The following is a 21,426-nucleotide window of genomic DNA, read 5'->3' as shown; positions in this document are numbered from 1 at the left end:
GAAAGCTGCAATGCCCAGCCCACTGCGCCCGGACCAGCGCCGGTTTCCCCTGCACATCCATATCAGCGTGATGTTCACGTTCCTGCTGTTGCTGACCGGGGTGGTGCTGGGCATTTTCAACTATCGGCAAACCACCCGGATCATTCTTTCCAGCAGTGAAAAGCTCTTCAACCGCATCGAGCAGGATGTCCGTCTGGACCTGCATCGCACCTATGAGCCGATTCGTCATCTGCTGAGCCTGCTGGCGGACAATCCGGCAACCCAGGCACCCGACCTTGAGCAACGCCTGGCGTTGCTCAAGCCCTTCAGTCAATCGCTCACGGACAACCCCGATCTGGCCTCGCTGTACCTGGGCTACAGCAATGGTGACTTCTTCATGGTTCGCCCCCTGCGCAGCGTCGCCCTGAAAACGCAGCTCAAGGCACCGGACACCGCGGCGTATCAGGTATGGAGCATCGAGCATCCAGGCGGCGGTCAGGTCCGCTCCCAATCCTTGTTTTTCGATCAGAAGCTGGCCCTCGTCAGCCGCCTGGACAACCCCGACGAAATCTACGATCCACGCACCCGCGCCTGGTTCTCCAGCGCCCGCAGCGACCGTGATCAGATCACCACCGAGCCCTACCTGTTTTTCTCCACCCACAATGTCGGCACAACCCTGGCGCGGCGCAGTGGTGAGCAAGCGGTGATGGGTGCCGACCTTACACTGGCGGAACTGTCGGCTACCCTGGCCAAACATGTGGTGACGCCCGGCACCGAAATTGTGCTGCTCGATGCCGAGGGCAATGCCGTCGCCTACCCCGACAGCAGCAAACTGATCGTCGACGACCAGACAGCCCGGCTGATCAAAGCCGCCGACCTGAGCCCCAGCCTCGCGGCCCTGCTCACCAGTCCCCCTGAGATCAATCGCCTGAACGCCGCGGGTCGTCAATGGATCGTGGCGCGCAGCAGCATGCAGGAGGGTGGGCCCCAGGGGCTGCAACTGGCGCTGCTGGTGCCAGAGGACGAATTGCTCGTCGATGCCTACCGCATGCGCTGGCAAGGCGCGCTGATTACCCTGGCAACGCTGCTGTTGTGCCTGCCCATGGGTTGGCTGACCTCGAGGGTCCTGGTCACCCCCCTGCGCGCGCTGGTGCGGGAAGCCGATGCGATTCGTAGTTTCGATTTCAATTTTCCGGCCAGCCGTCGCTCGCCGGTGCTGGAAGTCGACCAACTGAGCGTCTCGATGGCGCGCATGAAAGACACCCTGGCGAGTTTTTTCCGGATCACCGACAGCCTGAGCGCCGAAACCCGTTTCGCCCCCTTGCTGCAACGGGTGTTGTTTGAAACCGTGCAGATCGGCCAGGCCCAGGCCGGTCTGATCTACCTGCGCGAAGGTGATGAAAATCGCGTGGAGCCTCATGCGCTGGTCATCAACGGCAGTTCACAGGCCTTGCCGTCATTCGACATTCAAGGACACGTACCCCAGGATCCGCAGAGCCCTCAGTGGATGCAAACACTGTCGACCGCCGACAATGTCGTCACCTCCCTGGGCTTCGAACAGGCGGGGGATCTGCAGAAAGTCTTGCTCGCGCTGGAGTGCCCGCGGGTTCATCTGGTCGGTATTCGACTACACAATCGCCATAACGAAACCGTGGGGCTGCTGGTCCTGCTGCTGGCCGACAGCGGCACACAAGACGACCTGGAAAAACTGCGCCCGGATCGCATCGCGTTTCTCCAGGCGGTGTCTGGCGCGGCCGCCGTGAGTATCGAAAGTCAGCGCCTGCAAGCCAGGCAAAAACAGCTGCTGGACTCATTCATTCAGCTGCTGGCCGGCGCAATCGATGCCAAGAGTCCCTACACCGGCGGGCACTGCCAGCGAGTACCGGTACTGACGCTGATGCTGGCACAGGCGGCCGCTGCCAGTCAGGCCCCGGCCTTCCGTAGCTATCAGCCCAGCGAAGATGAATGGGAGGCGTTGCACATCGCCGCCTGGCTGCATGATTGCGGCAAGGTCACCACCCCTGAATACGTGGTCGACAAAGCCACGAAACTTGAGACCCTGTACGACCGCATCCACGAAATCCGCACCCGTTTCGAAGTCCTCAAGCGTGATACCTGGATCAATTATTGGCAGGCCATCGCCCTGGGGGGTGACGAGTCGCATCTGGCGCAATTGCGCAATGCGAGCCTGGCGGCGCTGGATGATGATTTCGCGTTCGTGGCGCGCTGCAACCTGGGCAGCGAGGCCATGGCCGAGGCCGATCTGCAGCGGCTGAACACCATCGCCCAACGTACCTGGAGCCGAACCCTGGATGATCGGCTTGGCGCTTCGTGGGAAGAGAACCGTCGCCAGGCCCGGACTCCGGCGCCGACCCTGCCGGTCAGCGAGCCGCTGTTGGCGGATAAACCCGAGCATCTGCTCGAGCGCGCCGACAGCGAACTGATCCCGGACGACAATCCCTGGGGATTCAAGCTCGACGTGCCGCGATACAAGTACAACCGGGGCGAACTTTACAACCTGAGCATCGTCCGAGGCACCCTGACCCGCGAGGAGCGTTACATCATCAATCACCACATGGTGCAGACGATCCTGATGCTCAGTCACCTGCCCTTCCCCGGTCACCTCAATAACGTCGCGGAAATCGCCGGCGGCCACCACGAAAAAATGGACGGCACCGGTTATCCCAAACGCTTGAAGCGCGAAGACATGAGTCTGCCGGCGCGGATGATGGCGATTGCCGACATTTTCGAAGCGCTGACCGCCGCCGATCGCCCCTACAAGAAAGCCAAGTCCTTGAGCGAAGCGCTGGGCATCATGGCCACCATGTGCCGTGACGCCCACATCGACGCTGAATTGTTCGGGCTGTTCATCAACGACGAAATCTACTTGCAGTACGCCAGCCAATTCCTGGAGCCACAACAGATCGATGCCGTTGACCCGACAAGCCTGCTGATCAAGGCCGGCTTGAAAGCCTGATCAGCAGTCGGTCAGACGCAGGAAAATCGCCGCCAGTTGCTCGATACCGGCCTGATCGTCAACGGTAAAACGCGCCAGTTTCGGACTGTCGAGGTCCAGCACGCCGATCAGTCGACCGTCCTTGACCAACGGCACGACGAGTTCACTGTTCGATGCGCTGTCGCAAGCGATGTGGCCGGGAAATGCGTGTACGTCTTCGACCCGCTGGGTCTGCAAGGTGGCGGCGGCAGCCCCGCACACGCCGCGACCGAATGGAATCCGTACGCAGGCGATCTGCCCCTGAAACGGGCCAAGCACCAGTTCTTCGTTGCGATTAAGGTAGAAACCGGCCCAGTTCAGGTCATCGAGCTGGTTGAACAGAAACGCGGAAAATTGCGCGGCGTTGGCGATAAAATCACGCTCGTCCGCCAGCAACGATTCCAGCTGTGCCCATAGCATGCCGTAGCCTTCAAGGCCCTGGCCGCTCTTTTGTAAATCGATCATGCCTTTTGCTCCAACAGCTTCAGCCCGACCCAATAGCGGGCAAATTGATACGCGCAACGTCCGTTGCGATTACCCCGGCCCGTGGCCCAGCGCACCGCGAGGATGTCCAACTCTTCGTCACGCTGCCACTTGAGACCGGCCTTGTCGGCCAATTGGCCGATCCAGTGCTCGACGACGTTGAGGAAATGTTCCTGAGTAAACGGATAGAACGACAGCCACAGGCCAAAACGGTCCGACAGTGCGATCTTGTCTTCCACCGCCTCATTGGGATGGAGCTCGCCATCGACCCTTTTCCAGTTTTCGTTATCGCTTTCCTTTTCCGGCACCAGATGGCGACGGTTGGAGGTGGCGTACAGCAGAACGTTGTCTGGCGCCTGCTCGAGAGAGCCATCGAGTACGCTCTTGAGCACGCGATAATCGCCCTCGCCCGACTCGAACGACAGGTCATCGCAGAACAGCACAAACCGTTGAGGCAGCTTGGCAATCTGCTCGACCACTCGCGGCAAGTCCGCCAGGTGATCGCGCTCGATCTCGATCAGCCGCAGGCCGTTCCTGGCGTGTTCGGCCAGCAAGGCGCGCACCAGCGACGATTTACCGGTGCCCCGCGAACCCCAGAGCAAGGCGTGATTGGCAGGCATGCCGTCGAGGAACTGTTGAGTATTGCGGCCCAATTGCTCAAGTTGCCGGTCAACGCCGATCAGGTCGGACAGGCGCATGTCGAGGCTGACTTGCAGCGGCAACAGAAAACCGTTGCGACCCTCGCGTTGCCAGCGTGCGGCCAGGCAATGTGTCCAGTCGACCGTTTGCCGAGGCGCCGGCAGCAGCGGTTCGATACGGGCCAGAACGGCATCGGCGCGTTCAAGAAAAGCATTCAATCGGGAATCCACGTCTTCTCCTCGGGCACGTTCACAGTGATGATGGCGGTACAGCGACGAAACACAGCATCCGATGCCCGGCCAACACCCCGTACAGGTGTTTTGCGAGAACATCGGTATCCATTGATGATCGACTATGCTTGAGCAGCGAAGGGAAACGGAAGTGGTTCAACATCCCATGGATATCAAGTTCAGCCAGCGGCTGTCGTACAAGCAAGCCAAGCTTACGGTGCTGGTCGGTTTCATTCTGGGCACGCTGCTCAGCCTTGTGCAAATAGGCATCGATTATGCCAGCGAAGACGCCTCCATCAACCGCGAAATCCTGTCGTTGCTGGAAATCAGCCATAACCCCGCGTCTCGCATCGCCTACAACATCGACGCCGAACTCGCCCAGGAACTGATCCTGGGCCTGCTGCGCTCCCCGGCGATCATCGGCGCGAAATTGACCGACAACAACAATACCGTGCTGGCCAGCGTCAAACGCCCGGGCCTGGAAAACAATTACCGGATGCTCAGCGACTTCCTGTTCGGCGCCAACCGACAGTTTGAAGACCGTCTTTACCTCGACCACTTGCCGGACGAGTCCCTCGGGACCTTGCACCTGGATGTCGATACCTACACCTTCGGCAGTCGTTTCCTGCGCCGGGCCGAAGTGACCCTGCTCAACGGCTTCGCGCGCAGCCTGATCCTCACGGGCATTCTGTTGGCGCTGTTTTACGTGATGCTGACCAAACCGCTGGTGCGGGTCATCCGCGAACTCAGTGGTCGGGATCCACGCAGCGCGGAGCCGACCTGGCTGGAGTATCCGGCGGGGCATGAAAACGATGAAATCGGCGTCCTGGTCAAGGTCGCCAATCAACAGTTCGATAACATTGCCACCGAGATCCAGCAGCGGCGCAATGCCGAAAACCGCCTGACCGACTACCTCTCGCAACTGGAAAATATCGTCTCGGCCCGTACGGCGGAACTCAAGGCCATCAACTCGCGGCTCAGCCTGTCCAACGAGGAACTGGAAGTCGCCCGCCGCACCGCCCTGGACATGGCCGAGGCACGCTCGGTGTTCCTGGCCAACATGAGCCATGAAATCCGCACGCCTCTCAACGGCCTGCTGGGGATGATCGCGCTCTCGCTGGACGGCCCGCTCAATGCCGAGCAGCAGCAACAGCTGTCCATCGCCCATGACTCGGGCAAAGTGCTGGTGGAACTGCTCAACGATATTCTCGACCTGTCGAAATTCGATGCCGGCCAGCTGGAACTCGAACACATTCCATTCGACCTCGGCTCGCTGATCGAAGACACCGCCAACCTGCTGTCCCAGAACGCCGCGCCGAGCGTCGAGCTGACGTGCCTGATCGACCCGCAATTTCCCGCGCTGGTACTCGGCGATCCGACCCGGGTCCGGCAGATCGTCAGCAACCTGTTGTCCAACGCCCTCAAGTTCACCCGCTTCGGGCGGGTCGATGTGCGTCTTTCAACGTTCGAAGACGGCGTGCGAATCGAGGTCTGTGACACTGGCATCGGTATCGCCCAGGATGCGCAGGTCAAAATCTTCCAGCCGTTTACCCAGGCTGGTGCCGGCATTACCCGGCAATTCGGCGGTACCGGGCTGGGCCTGGCGCTGACTTATAACCTCTGCGAAGCCATGCAGGGGCGCCTGACGATCAGCTCGGAAGCAGGCTTCGGCAGTCAGTTCTGCGCCGACCTGCCGCTGCCCTGCCACACTCGCGCCATCCCGCCAGCAGCTCTGCAAGGCAACATCGTCGCGATCACGGCCGCCAGCAGCGGACTGGCGGAACTGCTACAGAATCTGTTGCCCGAATGGGGGCTCGGCTATCAACAGCGTTCCATCGATGACCGATTGATCGGCCTGAAACCGGATGTGTTGATCACCGACTGCCCCGAATGCCTGTTTGGCCTGCGCCCTACTTTAACCGCACCGATTCTGTTGGTGACCGCTTACGGCAGTTTCCTGCCCAGCGAGCAAGCCAGCGCCCTGGCACCTTTGCAGCAACAGGCGCGACCGTTGGCACGCAATGCGCTTTACCAGACATTGCGACGGATCCTGCAGCCCGAACTCAACACGATCAACGGTGCCCGGGTCGAAGTCCTCTCACCCCAGCGACGCGGGCGCATCCTGCTGGTGGAGGACAACCCGGTCAATCAGTTGGTGGCCAAGGGCATGCTCGGCAAACTCGGCTGCGAAGTGAGCGTCGCGGCCCATGGCGCCGAAGCCCTGGATCAGCTCGAGCACAGCGAATTCGATCTGGTGCTGATGGACTGCAACATGCCGGTGATGGACGGCTATGAAGCCAGCCGGCAGATCCGTCGTAGCGGGCGCTGGCCACAACTGCCCATCGTCGCCCTGACCGCCAACGCCATGTCCGAAGAACGCGAGCGTTGCCGTGCGGCGGGCATGAGCGACTACCTGGCCAAACCCTTCCGCCGGGAAGAACTGGCGGCCCTGCTCGACTTGTGGATACCCACTACGACAGCAATTTGATGTGCCCCAACAGGTGATCGAGACCATCGCGCAGCTCATTCAGGCGATCCAGATCGACACCGCTATCGCACAACAGACGGGCCTTGAGTGGCCCGACCTGATCGCGCAAGGCCTTGCCGGTGGGCGATAGGCTCAAGTGCACCTCGCGCTCATCGCGCGCCGAACGCTGGCGCTGCACCAGTTGCAGTTGCTCAAGACGCTTGAGCAGCGGCGTCAGGGTCCCGGAATCCAGCGCCAGGCGCTCACCCAGCGCCTTGACCGTTGGCTGCTCCGGCGCCGCCTCCTGCCATTCCCACAGCACCAGCATCGCCAGGTATTGCGGGTAGGTCAGGCCCAGTTGATCGAGCATCGGCTTGTAGGCACGGATCACCGCCCGAGAAGCGGCGTACAGCTTGAAGCAGAGCTGACTGTCAAGCTTCAGCGAATCGACTGACAACGTGTTCATTTGAGCAGGGCTTCGATCTCGCGGCGCAGCGCTTGCGGCTTGGTGGCCGGAGCAAAGCGCTTGACCAGCTGACCGTCCTTGCCGATCAGGAACTTGGTGAAGTTCCATTTGATGCCCTGGGAACCCAATACGCCTGGCGCGCGTTTTTTCAGCTGAACGAACAGCGGATGAGCGCCGGCACCGTTGACTTCGATCTTCTTGAACAGCGGGAAACTCACCCCGTAATTCAACTCGCAGAACTCGGTAATCGCCCCTTCGTTGCCCGGCTCCTGTTGGCCGAACTGATTGCAGGGAAACCCGAGCACCACCAGGCCTTGATCCTTGTAGGTCTTCCACAGTTCTTCGAGGCCTTTGTACTGCGGGGTGAAACCGCATTTGCTGGCGGTGTTGACCACCAGCACCGCTTTACCGGCGAAATCGGCCAGGGTCTTTTGCTCCCCCTTGATGGTGGTGCAAGGGATGCTCAGCAGGTTGTCGCTCATGGCACGAACTCCGAATGAAGGAATATCAAACATAGCGAGCAATTGAATTGTGTGCAATTTAATAAATCAATAACCACCCCCACACGAACACCCCTGTAGGAGCTGCCGAAGGCTGCGATCTTTTGACTTTAGTTTTTAAAAGACAAGATCAAAAGATCGCAGCCTTCGGCAGCTCCTACGCACGCAAATTACATGCGCGACATCAGCAGATTATTCGCGGGGAACGAGGTCCAGGCACACCGAGTTGATGCAATAACGCAAACCGGTTGGCGGCGGACCGTCCGGGAACACATGCCCAAGGTGCGCATCGCATTTGGCGCAGACCACTTCGGTGCGGATCATGCCGTGGCTGATATCACGGATCTCGACCATCGCACTGTCGCCGATCGGCGCATAGAAGCTCGGCCAGCCGCAGCCGGAATCGAACTTGGTTTTGGAGTCGAACAGCGGTGCGTTGCAGCAGATGCAGTGGTAAACACCGTCGGTTTTGGTGCCGTTGTATTTACCGGAGAACGGCCGTTCGGTGCCCTTGAGGCGGCAAACGTTGTACTGCTCCGGATCAAGCATGGCCCGCCATTCTTCCAGGGTTTTTTCCAACTTTTCCATTGATACACCTCAGCAGCTGAAAAAGCCCGATCTGTACCTTTTCCACGGATCGGGCGGCACGTATGATTGCGCCTCGTCAAACGCCAGTCTGGCAGCCAGACCACGCGCATTCAAACGGATTTATGAGTGCCGCCACTCAAGGCGTCAGGCCTGTGTGAATACGCAGGATTCCCAGCACGGTCGTTCACACGCCGCCTGGATCGTTCATTTTCGGGAACACATCGCCATGCAGGTCAGCAAATCGAACAAGCTCGCCAACGTCTGCTACGACATTCGCGGCCCAGTGCTCAAGCACGCCAAACGCCTGGAAGAGGAAGGTCATCGCATCCTCAAGCTGAACATCGGCAACCCGGCGCCCTTTGGTTTCGAAGCGCCGGACGAAATCCTTCAGGACGTGATCCGCAACCTGCCGACCGCCCAAGGCTACAGCGACTCCAAAGGCCTGTTCAGCGCCCGTAAAGCCGTGATGCAGTACTACCAGCAAAAGCAGGTGGAAGGCGTCGGCATTGAAGACATCTATCTGGGCAACGGCGTTTCCGAGCTGATCGTGATGTCGATGCAGGCCCTGCTCAACAACGGCGACGAAGTGCTGGTGCCGGCCCCCGACTATCCACTGTGGACCGCCGCAGTGAGCCTGGCGGGCGGCAACCCGGTGCATTACCTGTGCGATGAGCAGGCCAACTGGTGGCCGGACCTGGCCGACATCAAGGCCAAGATCACCCCGAACACCAAGGCCCTGGTGATCATCAACCCGAACAACCCGACTGGCGCGGTGTATTCGAAAGAAGTCCTGCTGGGCATGTTGGAGCTGGCCCGTCAGCACAATCTGGTGGTGTTCTCCGACGAGATCTACGACAAGATCCTGTACGACGACGCCGTGCACATCTGCACCGCCTCGCTGGCACCGGACCTGCTGTGCCTGACCTTCAACGGCCTGTCCAAGTCCTATCGCGTGGCCGGCTTCCGCTCCGGCTGGATCGCCATTTCCGGCCCGAAACACCACGCCCAGAGCTACATCGAAGGCATCGACATGCTGGCTAATATGCGCCTGTGTGCCAACGTGCCGAGCCAGCACGCGATCCAGACCGCACTCGGTGGTTATCAGAGCATCAACGATCTGGTATTGCCCCAAGGGCGTCTGCTGGAACAGCGTAATCGTACCTGGGAACTGCTCAACGACATTCCGGGCGTGAGCTGCGTCAAGCCGATGGGTGCGCTGTATGCGTTCCCGCGGATCGATCCGAAAGTCTGCCCGATCCACAACGACGAGAAATTCGTGCTCGACCTGCTGCTCTCGGAAAAGCTGCTGGTGGTACAAGGCACGGCCTTCAACTGGCCATGGCCAGACCATTTCCGCGTGGTCACCCTGCCACGGCTCGACGACCTGGATCAGGCCATTGGCCGGATCGGCAACTTCCTCAAGTCCTATCGCCAGTAAATGGCCTGTCACCGTGCGACGCGGATAAAAGTCGCACGGTGATTAATTCAGCAACACTTCTGTGCGCCCTGCCCTGCCTCGTTGTTTCAAGCGCTGACTGACGACACGCTTCATGCCCACGCCCAATAACGGCGGGGGCCTGTGAAGCTAATCGGCTGACAACCGTTTCCCATGTCGACGTCGGAAATGCCCTTCAAGCAGCTAGACTGTTGCCGTAGGACACAGTTTGAAATAGTCACCCGGTTGAATAGCCCGGTGCAGCACCTTATATACCCCGCAGTACGCTACATCTTTAGCACGAGGAGATTTCTACAACCATGATGCGCATTTTGCTGTTTTTGGCCACTAACCTGGCGGTCGTGCTGATTGCCAGCATCACCCTGAGCCTTTTCGGCTTCAACGGGTTCATGGCGGCCAACGGGGTTGATCTCAACCTCAATCAGCTGCTGATTTTCTGTGCGGTCTTTGGTTTCGCCGGTTCCCTGTTCTCGCTGTTCATCTCCAAGTGGATGGCGAAAATGAGCACCAGCACCCAGATCATCAGCCAGCCGCGCACCCGGCATGAGCAATGGCTGCTGCAAACCGTCGAGCAACTGTCCCGCGAAGCCGGGATCAAGATGCCCGAAGTCGGGATTTTCCCGGCCTATGAAGCCAACGCCTTCGCCACCGGCTGGAACAAGAACGACGCACTGGTCGCGGTCAGCCAGGGCTTGCTCGAGCGTTTCTCGCCGGATGAAGTGAAAGCCGTTCTGGCCCACGAAATCGGTCACGTGGCCAATGGCGACATGGTCACGCTGGCGCTGATCCAGGGCGTGGTGAACACCTTCGTGATGTTCTTCGCCCGGATCATCGGCAACTTTGTCGACAAGGTGATCTTCAAGAACGAAGAAGGCCAGGGTATCGCCTACTACGTGGCGACCATCTTCGCTGAACTGGTCCTGGGCATCCTGGCCAGCGCCATCGTCATGTGGTTCTCGCGCAAGCGCGAATTCCGCGCCGACGACGCCGGCGCACGCCTGGCCGGTACCAGCGCAATGATCGGTGCCCTGCAGCGCCTGCGTGCGGAACAAGGGCTGCCGGTGCACATGCCGGATACCCTGAATGCCTTCGGCATCAACGGTGGTCTCAAACAAGGGTTCGCCCGCATGTTCATGAGCCACCCGCCGCTGGAAGAACGCATCGACGCACTGCGTCGCCGGGGCTGACAGGTTCCGCAGCACTAAAAGAAAAGGCCCGCAGTGTATGCGGGCCTTTTTTTGTCTGCGAAGTGGTGTGGTGCTCTTCAGGGCCTCATCGCGGGCAAGCCCGCGATGAGGCCAGCATAATCAGCAGCTTTTATCGGCTTGAAACCCGATACACACGCTCCTCAAGCCGCGTGACACCAGCCTCGAGAAACTTCCAGCTCTCACCCAGGACGTCCTGGTCTTCCAGGATCTTCAGCTCCCAAGACGCGCCCAGCAACCTTTGCACTTCGTCATCAAGCACCGCAAACGGCGGCCCGGCCATTTGTTCCTGGTCGTAATCCAGCGTGATCAGAAGCCCTAAAGAATCCTTCGGCAAAATTCGAATCAGATGAGCCGCGTATTGCTCACGCATCGCTGGCGGCAACGCGATCAGCGCCGCACGGTCGTAAAGCGCGCTGCAATCGGCAACATCGCCTGCCGTCAACTCGAAGAAATCGCCGCACCACAGCTCGATCGACCCGGCCCGATAGACGTTGAAAGGCCCCTGCTCGCTGATTGCCGGGTCCAGTTGATGCTCATTGAAAAAGTCCTCGATGGCCTTTTCCGACAGCTCGATACCCAGCACCTCATGACCGCAGTGCGCCAGCCACAACAGGTCCAGGCTCTTGCCACACAACGGCACCAGTACGCGAGAACCTTCATCAAGGCCCAGTTGCGGCCAGAACCGTTGCAGATAGGGATTTACTTCCGGCAGATGAAAGCCGATCTGATTCGACGCCCACCGTTTGTGCCAAAACTCCGGCTGCATAATTAACCCCGAAAAATTCGATCAAAAGACTCTAAAACTTATATTAGATTTAGATCAATGATCTGACTGAAGATGCTGCCATCTTACTCCCAGGAGCTCAATTATGTTCCCCAGCCTGTATATCTCTCATGGCTCCCCCATGCTGGCCCTGGAACCTGGCGCCAGTGGGCCGGCCCTCGCGAATCTGGCCGCGACAATGCCGAAGCCCAAGGCCATCGTGATCGTTTCCGCGCACTGGGAAAGCAGCGAATTGCTGGTCAGCGGCAACCCCCAACCCGAAACCTGGCACGACTTCGGCGGTTTTCCGCGGGCCTTGTTCGAGGTGCAGTACCCGGCACCCGGCAGCCCGCAGCTGGCGACAGAGGTTGTCGAGCTGCTGAAGGGCGATGGCCTGCCTGCGCGCATCGACACCAAGCGCCCCTTCGACCACGGCGTTTGGGTGCCCTTGTCGTTGATGTACCCGCAGGCCGATATCCCGGTGGTGCAGGTCTCGCTGCCCACCCGTGGCGGCCCGGCGCTGCAAACCCGCATCGGCCATGCCCTGGCCAGCCTGCGTGAACACGGCGTGCTGTTGATCGGCTCTGGCAGCATCACCCACAACCTGCGCGAGCTGGACTGGCACGCCGGCCCGGAAAGCGTCGAACCCTGGGCCAAGGCGTTCCGCGACTGGATGATCGAGAAGCTCGAAGCGAACGATGAAGCCGCGCTGCACGACTATCGCCAGCAAGCGCCGAACGCGGTGCGCAACCATCCGAGTGACGAACATCTGTTACCGCTGTACTTCGCCCGCTCGGCCGGGGGTGAGTTCAGCGTTGTGCACCAGGGATTCACCATGGGGGCGCTGGGCATGGATATTTATCGCTTCGGATAACGTCAGGATCAAAAGATCGTCCGAACGCGGCCCGAGCCTTCGGCAGCTCCTACATCGACCGCGTTCGACGAGACTACTGTAGGAGCTGTCGAGTGAAACGAGGCTGCGATCTTTTCTCAGGCAAAAAAAATCCCCGAACCAGTCGGGGATTTTTTATGTGCGATCAATCAGCCCGGGGGCGGATCAATCTTCGCGGTAGCGACGCAGCTTCAACTGCTTACCGGCAACGCGAGTGTCCTTCAGCTTGGTCAGCAGACGCTCCAGACCATCTTCCGGCAGCTCGACGAGGCTGAAGCTGTCACGCACCTGAATGCGACCGATGGCTTCACGCGCCAGACCACCTTCGTTGAGGATGGCGCCCAGCAGGTTCTTGGCAGCGATACCGTCACGCGCGCCCAGCGCGGTACGGCAACGAGCACGGCCTTCGGCCAGCGGGATCGGAGCACGACGCTCGCGGTCACCACGGTCCGGACGATCACCGGAACGCTCTGGACGATCGCCACGTGGTGCATTGTTCGGCACCAGTGGACGCTCTTTCTCGATTGCGGCCAGGGTCAGCGCTTGACCGTTGGTAGCCTTGCGCAGCAGGGCTGCGGCCAGGGCACGCGGGCTGCAACCGATGTCGGCAGTCAGACGATCCAGCAGATCACCGTGAGTCGACTCGGCATCACCTACCAGCGGCGACAGGCTGTTGGTCAGTTTCTTGATGCGGGCATCGAGAACAGCTTGAGCGTCCGGCAGGCGAACTTCGGCAACTTTCTGACCGGTAACACGCTCGATCACTTGCAGCATGCGGCGCTCACGAGGAGTGACCAGCAGCAGCGCGCGACCTTCGCGACCGGCACGGCCGGTACGGCCGATACGGTGAACGTAGGATTCCGGGTCGTACGGCATATCAACGTTGAACACGTGAGTGATACGCGGAACGTCCAGGCCACGAGCGGCAACGTCGGTCGCCACAACGATGTCCAGACGGCCATCCTTGAGGGATTCGATTACGCGCTCACGCTGGTTCTGAGCAATGTCACCGTTCAGCGCAGCAGCTTTGTAGCCTTTGGCTTCCAGGGCACTGGCCAGGTCCAGGGTCGCTTGCTTGGTGCGCACGAACATGATCAGGGCGTCGAAATCTTCCACTTCCAGCAAGCTGAGAACGGCAGAAGTCTTCTGGTCAGCGTGAACCAACAGGTGAGCCTGTTCGATCGCGGTAACGGTCTGAGTCTTGCTCTGGATCTTCACGTGCTTCGGATCGCGCAGGTGGCGTTCGGCGATGGCACGGATCGATTGCGGCAGGGTGGCCGAGAACAATACGGTCTGACGGGTTTCCGGCATGGCCTTGAAGATAACTTCCAGGTCGTCCATGAAGCCCAGTTTGAGCATTTCGTCCGCTTCGTCGAGAACCAGGTGGTTCACGGTAGTCAGGACTTTTTCGTCGCGACGCAGGTGGTCGCACAGACGACCCGGAGTGGCGACAACAATCTGTGCGCCATTACGGATTGCTTTCAATTGTGGGCCCATCGGCGCGCCGCCGTAGACAGCCACAACAGTTACGCCCGGCATTTGCTTGGCGTAGGTTTCGAAAGCGGTTGCAACTTGTAGCGCCAACTCACGAGTTGGGGCCAGGATCAGAGCTTGCGGCTCGCGCTTGGACGGATCAATGCGGTGCAGGATCGGCAGGGCAAAGGCAGCGGTTTTACCGGTACCGGTTTGCGCCTGGCCAATCATATCGTGACCGGCGAGAATGATCGGGATCGACTGCTGCTGAATGGCCGAAGGCTCTTCATAGCCGGTAGCGACTACTGCAGCGACAATATTAGGGTGAAGTTCAAGAGCGGCGAAGCCGCCGATTTCCTGGGTCATGGGTCTGCCTCTAAGTGCATCCGCAAAGACCCATGCTCCAAAGCTGCGCATGCCGTGTTGAGACTCAAGAGTCGCCCTGGCAGCTTTGTCGGCGGGGATTTGCGAAAACGAATGAATGAAAAGAATCGTCAAGGAAGAGTCCGCGGGGCGGACGTGCAGCCGAAGCTGGCTTCGGGGAATTGCGCTACCTAAACGCGGCCCGGTTAAAGGCCGGCGCGCACTATACCGGAATTCGGCAAAAAAGGGAGCTTTTTTTATCGGAAAAAACCGGCATACGCCGTTGTGTCACGGGCTTTGCGGATAATCGTACAACCGTCTATTTTGCAAAGGCCCGGCCCTGCTGACGATGGCGCTAAAACGGTTCACCCTTGCGACGCAGACCTTTGGTCTGACGCACCCTTCCCGCCCGAGGAAATGCTCCATGAATCAGCCCAGCCCCAGTCGTGTAACCCGTGAAAGACACGGTCATGTCCTGATGATCGGCCTGGATCGGGTGGCCAAGCGCAATGCCTTCGACCTCGACCTGCTCAACGCACTCAGCCTGGCCTATGGCGAATTCGAAGCCGACAGTGAGGCGCGGGTCGCGGTGGTGTTCGGCCATGGCGAGCATTTCACTGCCGGGCTCGACCTGGTCAGCGCCGGCGCAGCCCTGGCCGAAGGCTGGCAGGCACCGCCCGGCGGCTGCGATCCCTGGGGCGTGTTCGGCGGCCCCCGCGTCAGCAAACCGGTGATTGTCGCGGCGCAAGGCTACTGCCTGACCGCGGGCATCGAATTGATGCTGGCCGCCGACATCAACCTGTGCGCCAGCAATACCCGTTTTGCCCAAAAGGAAGTGCAGCGCGGACTCCTCCCGTTCGGCGGCGCCACCTTGCGCCTGCATCAGGTCGCCGGTTGGGGCAACGCCATGCGCTGGCTGCTCACCGGCGATGAATTCGATGCACATGACGCCTTGCATCTGGGCCTGGTGCAGGAAGTCATGGCCAGCGAGGACTTGCTGCCACGGGCGATCGAGTTGGCTGAGAGGATTGCGAGGCAGGCACCGCTGGGGGTTCAGGCGACGTTGATGTCTGCGCGACAGGCGCGCTACGAGGGTGAAATTGCTGCGGCCAAGGCATTGCCGGCGCTGGTGAAGAAACTGCTCAACAGCGAGGACGCCAAGGAGGGTGTGCGGTCGATGATCGAGAAGCGGCCGGGCGTCTTCAAAGGCTGCTGACAGATCGGCTTTTTGTGGCGAGGGAGCAAGCTCCCTTGCCACAGATGACCTCATCGCATTAAGTCGCTGGCCGAATATCCTTGATCAACGATTGCAACGAATACCCCAACCGCGGCGCCAAGCCTTCCGCGCGGGCGATCAGCCCTTCCATGTCCAGCTCCTGATCCAGCTCCGATGGCACGATCAGAATCACGTTGCCCTCCTTCACCGGCAGTTCCCAGTAATGCCGGTGATAGAGACCGCGCAACAACGCTGCGCCCAACGGCTTGCCGTCGTCGGTGGCCCACTGGTTGATCACCAGCCAGCCACCCGGATTCAAGCGTTTCTGACAGTTTTCCAGAAAGCTCCAGGCCAGATGCCCGACACCCGGCCCGACATCGGTATACAGGTCGACGAAAATCAGATCGGCCGGTTCAGCCGTATCGAGCAACTCCAGCGCATCGCCGACGCGGATGTACAGCCGCGGATCGTCATCCAGGCCCAGGTATTCGATAGCCAGGCGCGGTACGTCAGGGCGCAGCTCGATGGCTTCGACATCTTCCAGTGGCAGGAACTTCAAGCAAGCCTGGGTCAGTGTCCCGGCGCCAAGGCCGAGGAACAGCGCGCTTTCCGGCTGCTCGTGGCACAGCGCGCCAATCAGCATCGCGCGGGTGTAATCGTACTCGAGCCAGCTAGGGTCGGCGGTGAACACGCAGCTCTGTTCGATGGCGTCACCGAACTCCAGAAAACGGTAATCGGCCACTTCCAGCACGCGAATCACGCCGAACTCATCCTGCACCTCGGCGAGCAGATGCTCGACGCGCTCCTCAGTCATTTCGTCTCCTGATCGTTACCGGCCCCGGCAACACGATAAACCGCAACATAAAGCGGCAAAGGCGCGATTGTCCGCGAAGCGACGGGAGCAGGTCACGCACTAATTGCTGATAACATAACCGTCCGAGCGTAAAACACTAGAGACTGCGATGAGCCAACCCTGGAGCCCTGACAGCTGGCGCGCCCTGCCGATCCAGCAACAACCTCAATACCCCGACGCGACGCATTTGCTGCACGTCGAGCAAACCCTGGCGAGCTATCCGCCACTGGTGTTTGCCGGTGAAGCGCGGGAGTTGCGCCGTCAGTTTGCCGAAGTCACCCAGGGCCGGGCGTTTCTGTTGCAGGGCGGCGATTGCGCCGAAAGCTTCGCCGAATTCTCCGCCGCGAAAATTCGCGACACCTTTAAAGTGTTGCTGCAAATGGCGATCGTCATGACTTTCGCCGCCGGTTGCCCGGTAGTCAAAGTCGGACGCATGGCCGGTCAGTTCGCCAAACCCCGTTCGGCCAACGATGAAACCATCAATGGCGTGACGCTGCCGGCCTACCGTGGCGACATCGTCAACGGCATCGGTTTCGACGAAAAAAGCCGCGTGCCGGACCCGGATCGCCTGCTGCAGTCCTACCACCAGTCCACCGCGACCCTGAACCTGCTGCGCGCCTTTGCCCAGGGCGGCTTTGCCGACCTGCATCAGGTGCACAAATGGAACCTGGACTTCATCGCCAACTCGGCACTGGCCGAGAAATACAGCCACCTGGCCGATCGCATCGATGAAACCCTGGCCTTCATGCGCGCCTGCGGCATGGACAGCTCGCCGCAACTGCGCGAAACCAGCTTCTTCACCGCCCACGAAGCGCTGCTGCTGAACTACGAAGAAGCCTTCGTGCGTCGCGACAGCCTGACCAACGACTACTACGACTGCTCGGCCCACATGCTGTGGATCGGTGACCGTACCCGTCAACTGGACGGCGCTCACGTCGAATTCCTGCGTGGGGTGCATAACCCGATCGGGGTCAAGGTCGGCCCGAGCATGAACCCTGAAGACCTGATTCGCCTGATCGATGTGCTCAACCCAGACAACGACCCGGGTCGCCTGAACCTGATTGCGCGGATGGGCGCGAACAAAGTCGGCGATCACCTGCCACAGCTGATTCGCGCAGTGCAGCGCGAAGGCAAGCAAGTGCTTTGGAGCTCCGATCCGATGCACGGCAACACCATCAAGGCCAGCAGCGGCTACAAGACCCGCGACTTCGCACAGATCCTGGGCGAGGTGAAGCAGTTCTTCCAGGTTCACGAAGCGGAAGGCAGTTATGCCGGCGGCATCCACATCGAAATGACCGGGCAGAACGTCACCGAATGCATCGGCGGCGCGCGGCCGATTACCGAAGATGGGTTGTCGGATCGTTATCACACCCATTGCGACCCGCGGATGAATGCCGATCAGTCGCTGGAACTGGCGTTTTTGATTGCCGAGACCCTGAAACAGGTTCGGCGGTGAGTGCAGGAGCTGCCGCAGGCTGCGATCTTTTGATCTTGATCTTGTTTTGACTCAAGACCGCTAAAAGATCGCAGCCTGCGGCAGCTCCTACACGAAGGCGTCAGCTCAATCACCACCCATTTGAGCCAACGCCCCCCGCAACCTCGCCGCACTCGCCCGCGGGCAATTCAGCTGAAGCCGCTCAAGCCCCAACCAGCCCGCCATCCGCCGCAGATTGACCGCCAACGCCAGCATCCCTTCATCATCCAGCCCCGGCTCTTCCTCATGCACGGCATGCACCGCCAACCGGCCCGACGCTCGTTCGGCTCGCAAGTCGACCCGCGCAGCAATCCGCTCATTGTGCAAAAACGGCAAGACGTAATAGCCGTAGACGCGTTTGTGCTGCGGCGTATAAATCTCCAACCGATAACGGAAATCGAACAATCGCTCGGTACGGCTGCGTTCCCAGATCAGCGAATCGAATGGTGAAAGCAGCGCACTGGCCTCGACCTTGCGCGGCACCTTCGACTCAGCCAGGCAATAGGCCGGTTGCCGCCAGCCTTCAACCTCACAGACCAGCAGATCACCGCCCTCGACCAGTTCCGCCAGACGCGGCCGGCTGTCTGCCGGGTTCAAGCGAAAATAGTCCCGCAAGTCCTTTTCCGTGCCGACGCCCAACGCCGTGGCCGCATGCAGCAATAACCCGCGCTGGGCTTCGGCTTCACTGAGCAAGGGCTGCTGCAGAACCGTCGCAGGAAGCACCCGCTCCGGCAAATCATATAGCCGTTCGAACCCGCGCCGACTGGCCACGGTCACTTCACCGGCGGCGAACAACCATTCCAGCGCATGCTTTTCAGCGCTCCAGTCCCACCACGGCCCTGCCCGTTCCTGACGGGTCGACAGGCTGCCCGCCCCCAGCGCACCAAGCTCCTGGACCGACGCTAAAACACGGCGAATCGTGTCCTGCTGCTCACGACCGAAACGCGCCAGTTGCTGGTAGATATCTTCGCCACGGGCTGCGCGCTGCATGCGCCAGCGCATCAAGGGGTACATCGACAACGGTAATAACGAAGCTTCGTGGCCCCAATACTCGAATAACGTGCGCCGGCGGCCCTGACTCCAGGCAGCCTGATCGAGCAAGTCGGTTGAATAATTGCCAAGTCGGGAAAACACGGGAAGGTAGTGCGAACGCACCAATGCATTGACCGAATCGATCTGCAGAATGCCGAGCCGTTCGATCAGCCGGTTGAGCTGAACCGGTTTGATCGCCGCCGGCGGCTGGCGCCCGTTGAACCCTTGGGCAGCCAGCGCCAGACGCCGAGCCTGTTTGAGGGAAAAGGACAGTGTGGCGGGCATGAGCATCTCCTTGTCTGCTCGCAACCTACCTCACCCGAAAGTGGTTTGTGTAGCGATGGCATCATCATTTGTGCATCGGATCATCCCAGAACGGTCTTACTGCCTCATGCTCCACATCTGCGCGGCTCACGCCGATATCCTTCAGTGCTTCGTCGCTCAAGCTCGCCAGTAATTCACGTTCACGGTGAAGTTCGTACCAGCGACTAAACTTGTGCAGCAGATCGGATACCGCGTGGATTGAGAATTTTTGTTCCGTTACATGCTCGTTGTGACCTTTCATCGTGTAGCCCTCCTTTAGGGATGGATCCAGTCTCGCTGCAGCGCTAAGATCAATCCAACGAATGTTTCTGATGGCATACATCTCGGAGATTGATGAATGTCCGCCTACCCCAGTATCGACACCGATGTACTGCGCACCTTCGTCGCGATCGCCGATCAGGGCGGCTTTACCCGCGCAGGGGAAATGGTCAACCGCACCCAGTCGGCGGTGAGCATGCAGATGAAACGTCTGGAAGAGGACGTGTTGCAGCGCCAGCTGTTCGAACGCGACGGGCGCCAGGTCAAGCTGACCGCAGAAGGCCAGGTGTTGCTCGGCTATGCGCGGCGCATACTCAAACTCCACAGCGAAGTCTTCAATACCCTGCGCGAGCCGCACATGGTCGGCACGGTGCGCATCGGCACGCCCGACGATTACGTGATGCGCTTTCTGCCGGGCATCCTGTCGCGCTTCGCGCAGTTCTACCCGCTGATCCAGATCGAGGTTCATTGCGAATCGACCCGGCAACTGTTGCAGCGCCAGGACCTGGACCTGTCCATCGTCACCCGCGAGCCGGGTAACGAGATCGGCCAGTTGTTGCGCAAGGAGCGTTTTGTCTGGGCCGAAGCCCAATGCTTCAACGCCCACGAGCAGACGCCGCTGCCGCTGGCGATGTTCAACAGTGATTGTTTCTGCCGCGTCTGGGCGTGCAATGCGCTGGACGCCATGGGCCGCGATTACCGCATTGCCTACAACAGCTCCAGCCTGTCGGCATTGATGGCAGTGGTCAGCGCAGGGCTAGCGATCACCGCGCAACTGGAAAGCCTGATCACGCCGGACATGCGCATCCTCGGCGCCGACCAGGACCTGCCCCTGCTGCCGGAAGCCAGCATCATGCTGATCCGCAACCTGAACAACCCTTCACCGATCACCGAATGCCTGGCCGAACACATCATCGAAGGCTTCAAACTTTAAAGGCGAGCATCACCGCGCAGCACACCAGAAACCCACAGAACAGCCCGCGCAACAGCCGCTCCGGCAGTGCGTGGGCGATTCTCACGCCCCAACTGATGCTCATCAATCCACCGACCGCCAACGGTATACCGATCGCCCAGTGCACCTGATGGTGCACCGCATAAGTCGCCAACGTGACGCCCGTGCTCGGCAATGCCAGCGCCAGCGACAAGCCCTGGGCAACCACCTGGCTAGTACCGAACAGACTGGTCAACACCGGCGTGGCCACCACCGCCCCACCCACGCCAAACAACCCGCCCATGGTCCCGGAAGCCGCGCCGAGCACACCCAGCCACGGCCATGAATAATGCATCTGTGAAGACGCCGGCGCGGTGGCGGTGAACATTCGCATCAGGTTGTAGGCCGACAGCGCGACCAGGAACGCGACAAAACCCACGCGCATGGTTTGCGCATCGATGCCCACCGCCCAGATCGAACCGATCCAGGCGAAGCAGAATCCCATCGAAGCCAATGGCAGCGCATGACGCAATTCGATGCGATTGCGTTGGTGATAGCGCCATAGCGCCAGCATCACGTTCGGCACCACCATCACCAGCGCCGTGCCTTGGGCGACCTGCTGATCGAGACCGCACCACACGCCCAGCAGCGGAATCGCCACCAACCCGCCACCAATGCCGAATAGCCCGCCAAGGGTGCCCAGGGCAGCGCCAAAAACCAGGTACATCACGAACTCAATCACAGGCGGTATTCCTCTTGTCAGGCTGTTCATCCTACGCAGTCGGCTCTGGCGGGGAAACGCACAGCAACGCACAATGGCTATGCCAAATTCGCAC

At 60.2% G+C, this 21,426-nt stretch carries 19 protein-coding genes; 8 read left to right on the top strand and 11 right to left on the bottom strand.

What is annotated here, in order from left to right; genetic code table 11:
• The first annotated feature begins 10 nt into the window (after positions 1-10).
• Positions 11-2,956: an HD domain-containing phosphohydrolase gene (locus ACEN9A_RS07785; RefSeq protein WP_258672897.1), complete on the top strand. Its 2,946-nt coding sequence runs from the start codon at positions 11-13 to the stop codon at positions 2,954-2,956.
• Here the strand turns inward: ACEN9A_RS07785 and ACEN9A_RS07780 are convergent, their stop codons facing one another.
• Both ACEN9A_RS07780 and ACEN9A_RS07775 read right to left on the bottom strand, forming a co-directional pair.
• Positions 2,957-3,439: a GAF domain-containing protein gene (locus ACEN9A_RS07780; RefSeq protein WP_258672896.1), complete on the bottom strand. Its 483-nt coding sequence runs from the start codon at positions 3,437-3,439 to the stop codon at positions 2,957-2,959.
• Entirely contained in the window at positions 3,436-4,326 is an 891-nt protein-coding gene (locus ACEN9A_RS07775; protein WP_019650558.1) for an ATP-binding protein, read from the bottom strand. Before ACEN9A_RS07775 ends, ACEN9A_RS07780 begins: the two co-directional genes overlap by 4 nt.
• Before the next feature lie 166 nt (positions 4,327-4,492).
• On the opposite strand from ACEN9A_RS07775, the gene ACEN9A_RS07770 reads away from it, so the two are divergent.
• A complete protein-coding gene (locus tag ACEN9A_RS07770; protein WP_258672895.1) occupies positions 4,493-6,814 on the top strand; it encodes a hybrid sensor histidine kinase/response regulator in 2,322 nt (773 codons plus the stop codon).
• On the opposite strand, the gene ACEN9A_RS07765 is transcribed toward ACEN9A_RS07770, so the two are convergent.
• The 3 genes from ACEN9A_RS07765 to msrB all read right to left on the bottom strand — a co-directional run bounded on the left by ACEN9A_RS07765 (position 6,798) and on the right by msrB (position 8,347).
• Entirely contained in the window at positions 6,798-7,259 is a 462-nt protein-coding gene (locus ACEN9A_RS07765; protein ID WP_258672894.1) for a MarR family winged helix-turn-helix transcriptional regulator, read from the bottom strand. The genes ACEN9A_RS07770 and ACEN9A_RS07765 overlap by 17 nt on opposite strands.
• Entirely contained in the window at positions 7,256-7,741 is a 486-nt protein-coding gene (locus tag ACEN9A_RS07760; RefSeq protein WP_258672893.1) for a glutathione peroxidase, read from the bottom strand. Before ACEN9A_RS07760 ends, ACEN9A_RS07765 begins: the two co-directional genes overlap by 4 nt.
• A 210-nt stretch (positions 7,742-7,951) precedes the next feature.
• Entirely contained in the window at positions 7,952-8,347 is a 396-nt protein-coding gene (gene msrB / locus ACEN9A_RS07755; protein ID WP_007940018.1) for a peptide-methionine (R)-S-oxide reductase MsrB, read from the bottom strand.
• 226 nt (positions 8,348-8,573) lie between these two features.
• On the opposite strand from msrB, the gene ACEN9A_RS07750 reads away from it, so the two are divergent.
• Together ACEN9A_RS07750 and htpX are read left to right on the top strand one after the other, a co-directional pair.
• Positions 8,574-9,785: a pyridoxal phosphate-dependent aminotransferase gene (locus tag ACEN9A_RS07750; protein WP_008009397.1), complete on the top strand. Its 1,212-nt coding sequence runs from the start codon at positions 8,574-8,576 to the stop codon at positions 9,783-9,785.
• A 317-nt stretch (positions 9,786-10,102) separates the two neighbouring features.
• Complete coding sequence (gene htpX / locus ACEN9A_RS07745) at positions 10,103-10,990, top strand: protease HtpX (protein WP_008075669.1); 888 nt, start codon at positions 10,103-10,105, stop codon at positions 10,988-10,990.
• A gap of 130 nt (positions 10,991-11,120) precedes the next feature.
• Here the strand turns inward: htpX and ACEN9A_RS07740 are convergent, their stop codons facing one another.
• On the bottom strand, positions 11,121-11,777 hold the full coding sequence (locus tag ACEN9A_RS07740) for a thiopurine S-methyltransferase (protein ID WP_258672892.1): 657 nt from the start codon (positions 11,775-11,777) through the stop codon (positions 11,121-11,123).
• A gap of 103 nt (positions 11,778-11,880) precedes the next feature.
• On the opposite strand from ACEN9A_RS07740, the gene ACEN9A_RS07735 reads away from it, so the two are divergent.
• A complete protein-coding gene (locus ACEN9A_RS07735) occupies positions 11,881-12,648 on the top strand; it encodes a DODA-type extradiol aromatic ring-opening family dioxygenase (protein ID WP_258672891.1) in 768 nt (255 codons plus the stop codon).
• 183 nt (positions 12,649-12,831) lie between these two features.
• On the opposite strand, the gene ACEN9A_RS07730 is transcribed toward ACEN9A_RS07735, so the two are convergent.
• Positions 12,832-14,505 carry a DEAD/DEAH box helicase gene (locus ACEN9A_RS07730; RefSeq protein ID WP_007940012.1) on the bottom strand — a complete coding sequence of 558 codons (1,674 nt, stop codon included), beginning with the start codon at positions 14,503-14,505 and terminating at the stop codon, positions 12,832-12,834.
• Positions 14,506-14,926: 421 nt separating this feature from the next.
• On the opposite strand from ACEN9A_RS07730, the gene ACEN9A_RS07725 reads away from it, so the two are divergent.
• Complete coding sequence (locus ACEN9A_RS07725; protein ID WP_258672890.1) at positions 14,927-15,718, top strand: crotonase/enoyl-CoA hydratase family protein; 792 nt, start codon at positions 14,927-14,929, stop codon at positions 15,716-15,718.
• Positions 15,719-15,776: 58 nt separating this feature from the next.
• On the opposite strand, the gene ACEN9A_RS07720 is transcribed toward ACEN9A_RS07725, so the two are convergent.
• Positions 15,777-16,532, bottom strand: a complete 756-nt coding sequence (locus ACEN9A_RS07720; RefSeq protein ID WP_007940010.1) for a spermidine synthase — start codon at positions 16,530-16,532, stop codon at positions 15,777-15,779.
• A 148-nt stretch (positions 16,533-16,680) separates the two neighbouring features.
• Here ACEN9A_RS07720 and ACEN9A_RS07715 point away from each other — a divergent pair, with 148 nt between their 5' ends.
• A complete protein-coding gene (locus ACEN9A_RS07715; RefSeq protein ID WP_258672889.1) occupies positions 16,681-18,027 on the top strand; it encodes a class II 3-deoxy-7-phosphoheptulonate synthase in 1,347 nt (448 codons plus the stop codon).
• A 105-nt stretch (positions 18,028-18,132) separates the two neighbouring features.
• On the opposite strand, the gene ACEN9A_RS07710 is transcribed toward ACEN9A_RS07715, so the two are convergent.
• Both ACEN9A_RS07710 and ACEN9A_RS07705 read right to left on the bottom strand, forming a co-directional pair.
• Positions 18,133-19,362, bottom strand: a complete 1,230-nt coding sequence (locus ACEN9A_RS07710; protein ID WP_258672888.1) for a winged helix-turn-helix domain-containing protein — start codon at positions 19,360-19,362, stop codon at positions 18,133-18,135.
• Positions 19,363-19,426: 64 nt separating this feature from the next.
• Positions 19,427-19,642 (bottom strand): DUF1127 domain-containing protein, encoded by a 216-nt coding sequence (locus ACEN9A_RS07705; protein ID WP_018930023.1) that lies wholly within the window; start codon positions 19,640-19,642, stop codon positions 19,427-19,429.
• A gap of 96 nt (positions 19,643-19,738) precedes the next feature.
• On the opposite strand from ACEN9A_RS07705, the gene ACEN9A_RS07700 reads away from it, so the two are divergent.
• Positions 19,739-20,593, top strand: a complete 855-nt coding sequence (locus ACEN9A_RS07700) for a LysR family transcriptional regulator (protein ID WP_019650550.1) — start codon at positions 19,739-19,741, stop codon at positions 20,591-20,593.
• Here ACEN9A_RS07700 and ACEN9A_RS07695 read toward each other — a convergent pair.
• On the bottom strand, positions 20,583-21,317 hold the full coding sequence (locus ACEN9A_RS07695) for a sulfite exporter TauE/SafE family protein (RefSeq protein ID WP_258674152.1): 735 nt from the start codon (positions 21,315-21,317) through the stop codon (positions 20,583-20,585). The two genes, ACEN9A_RS07700 and ACEN9A_RS07695, sit on opposite strands and share 11 nt — an antisense overlap.
• Positions 21,318-21,426 lie beyond the last annotated feature (109 nt).

This window comes from Pseudomonas sp. Pseusp18 (assembly GCF_059506005.1).
Note: the sequence above shows the minus strand (reverse complement) of the source record. Positions and strands in the feature narration are given on the sequence as shown.

Coding starts and splice junctions, on each gene's coding strand:
- ACEN9A_RS07785 (WP_258672897.1), top strand. CDS start 11: ATGCCCAGCCCACTGCGCCCGGACCAGCGCCGGTTTCCCCTGCACATC.
- ACEN9A_RS07780 (WP_258672896.1), bottom strand. CDS start 3,439: ATGATCGATTTACAAAAGAGCGGCCAGGGCCTTGAAGGCTACGGCATG.
- ACEN9A_RS07770 (WP_258672895.1), top strand. CDS start 4,493: ATGGATATCAAGTTCAGCCAGCGGCTGTCGTACAAGCAAGCCAAGCTT.
- ACEN9A_RS07765 (WP_258672894.1), bottom strand. CDS start 7,259: ATGAACACGTTGTCAGTCGATTCGCTGAAGCTTGACAGTCAGCTCTGC.
- ACEN9A_RS07760 (WP_258672893.1), bottom strand. CDS start 7,741: ATGAGCGACAACCTGCTGAGCATCCCTTGCACCACCATCAAGGGGGAG.
- msrB (WP_007940018.1), bottom strand. CDS start 8,347: ATGGAAAAGTTGGAAAAAACCCTGGAAGAATGGCGGGCCATGCTTGAT.
- ACEN9A_RS07750 (WP_008009397.1), top strand. CDS start 8,574: ATGCAGGTCAGCAAATCGAACAAGCTCGCCAACGTCTGCTACGACATT.
- htpX (WP_008075669.1), top strand. CDS start 10,103: ATGATGCGCATTTTGCTGTTTTTGGCCACTAACCTGGCGGTCGTGCTG.
- ACEN9A_RS07740 (WP_258672892.1), bottom strand. CDS start 11,777: ATGCAGCCGGAGTTTTGGCACAAACGGTGGGCGTCGAATCAGATCGGC.
- ACEN9A_RS07735 (WP_258672891.1), top strand. CDS start 11,881: ATGTTCCCCAGCCTGTATATCTCTCATGGCTCCCCCATGCTGGCCCTG.
- ACEN9A_RS07730 (WP_007940012.1), bottom strand. CDS start 14,505: ATGACCCAGGAAATCGGCGGCTTCGCCGCTCTTGAACTTCACCCTAAT.
- ACEN9A_RS07725 (WP_258672890.1), top strand. CDS start 14,927: ATGAATCAGCCCAGCCCCAGTCGTGTAACCCGTGAAAGACACGGTCAT.
- ACEN9A_RS07720 (WP_007940010.1), bottom strand. CDS start 16,532: ATGACTGAGGAGCGCGTCGAGCATCTGCTCGCCGAGGTGCAGGATGAG.
- ACEN9A_RS07715 (WP_258672889.1), top strand. CDS start 16,681: ATGAGCCAACCCTGGAGCCCTGACAGCTGGCGCGCCCTGCCGATCCAG.
- ACEN9A_RS07710 (WP_258672888.1), bottom strand. CDS start 19,362: ATGCCCGCCACACTGTCCTTTTCCCTCAAACAGGCTCGGCGTCTGGCG.
- ACEN9A_RS07705 (WP_018930023.1), bottom strand. CDS start 19,642: ATGAAAGGTCACAACGAGCATGTAACGGAACAAAAATTCTCAATCCAC.
- ACEN9A_RS07700 (WP_019650550.1), top strand. CDS start 19,739: ATGTCCGCCTACCCCAGTATCGACACCGATGTACTGCGCACCTTCGTC.
- ACEN9A_RS07695 (WP_258674152.1), bottom strand. CDS start 21,317: ATGTACCTGGTTTTTGGCGCTGCCCTGGGCACCCTTGGCGGGCTATTC.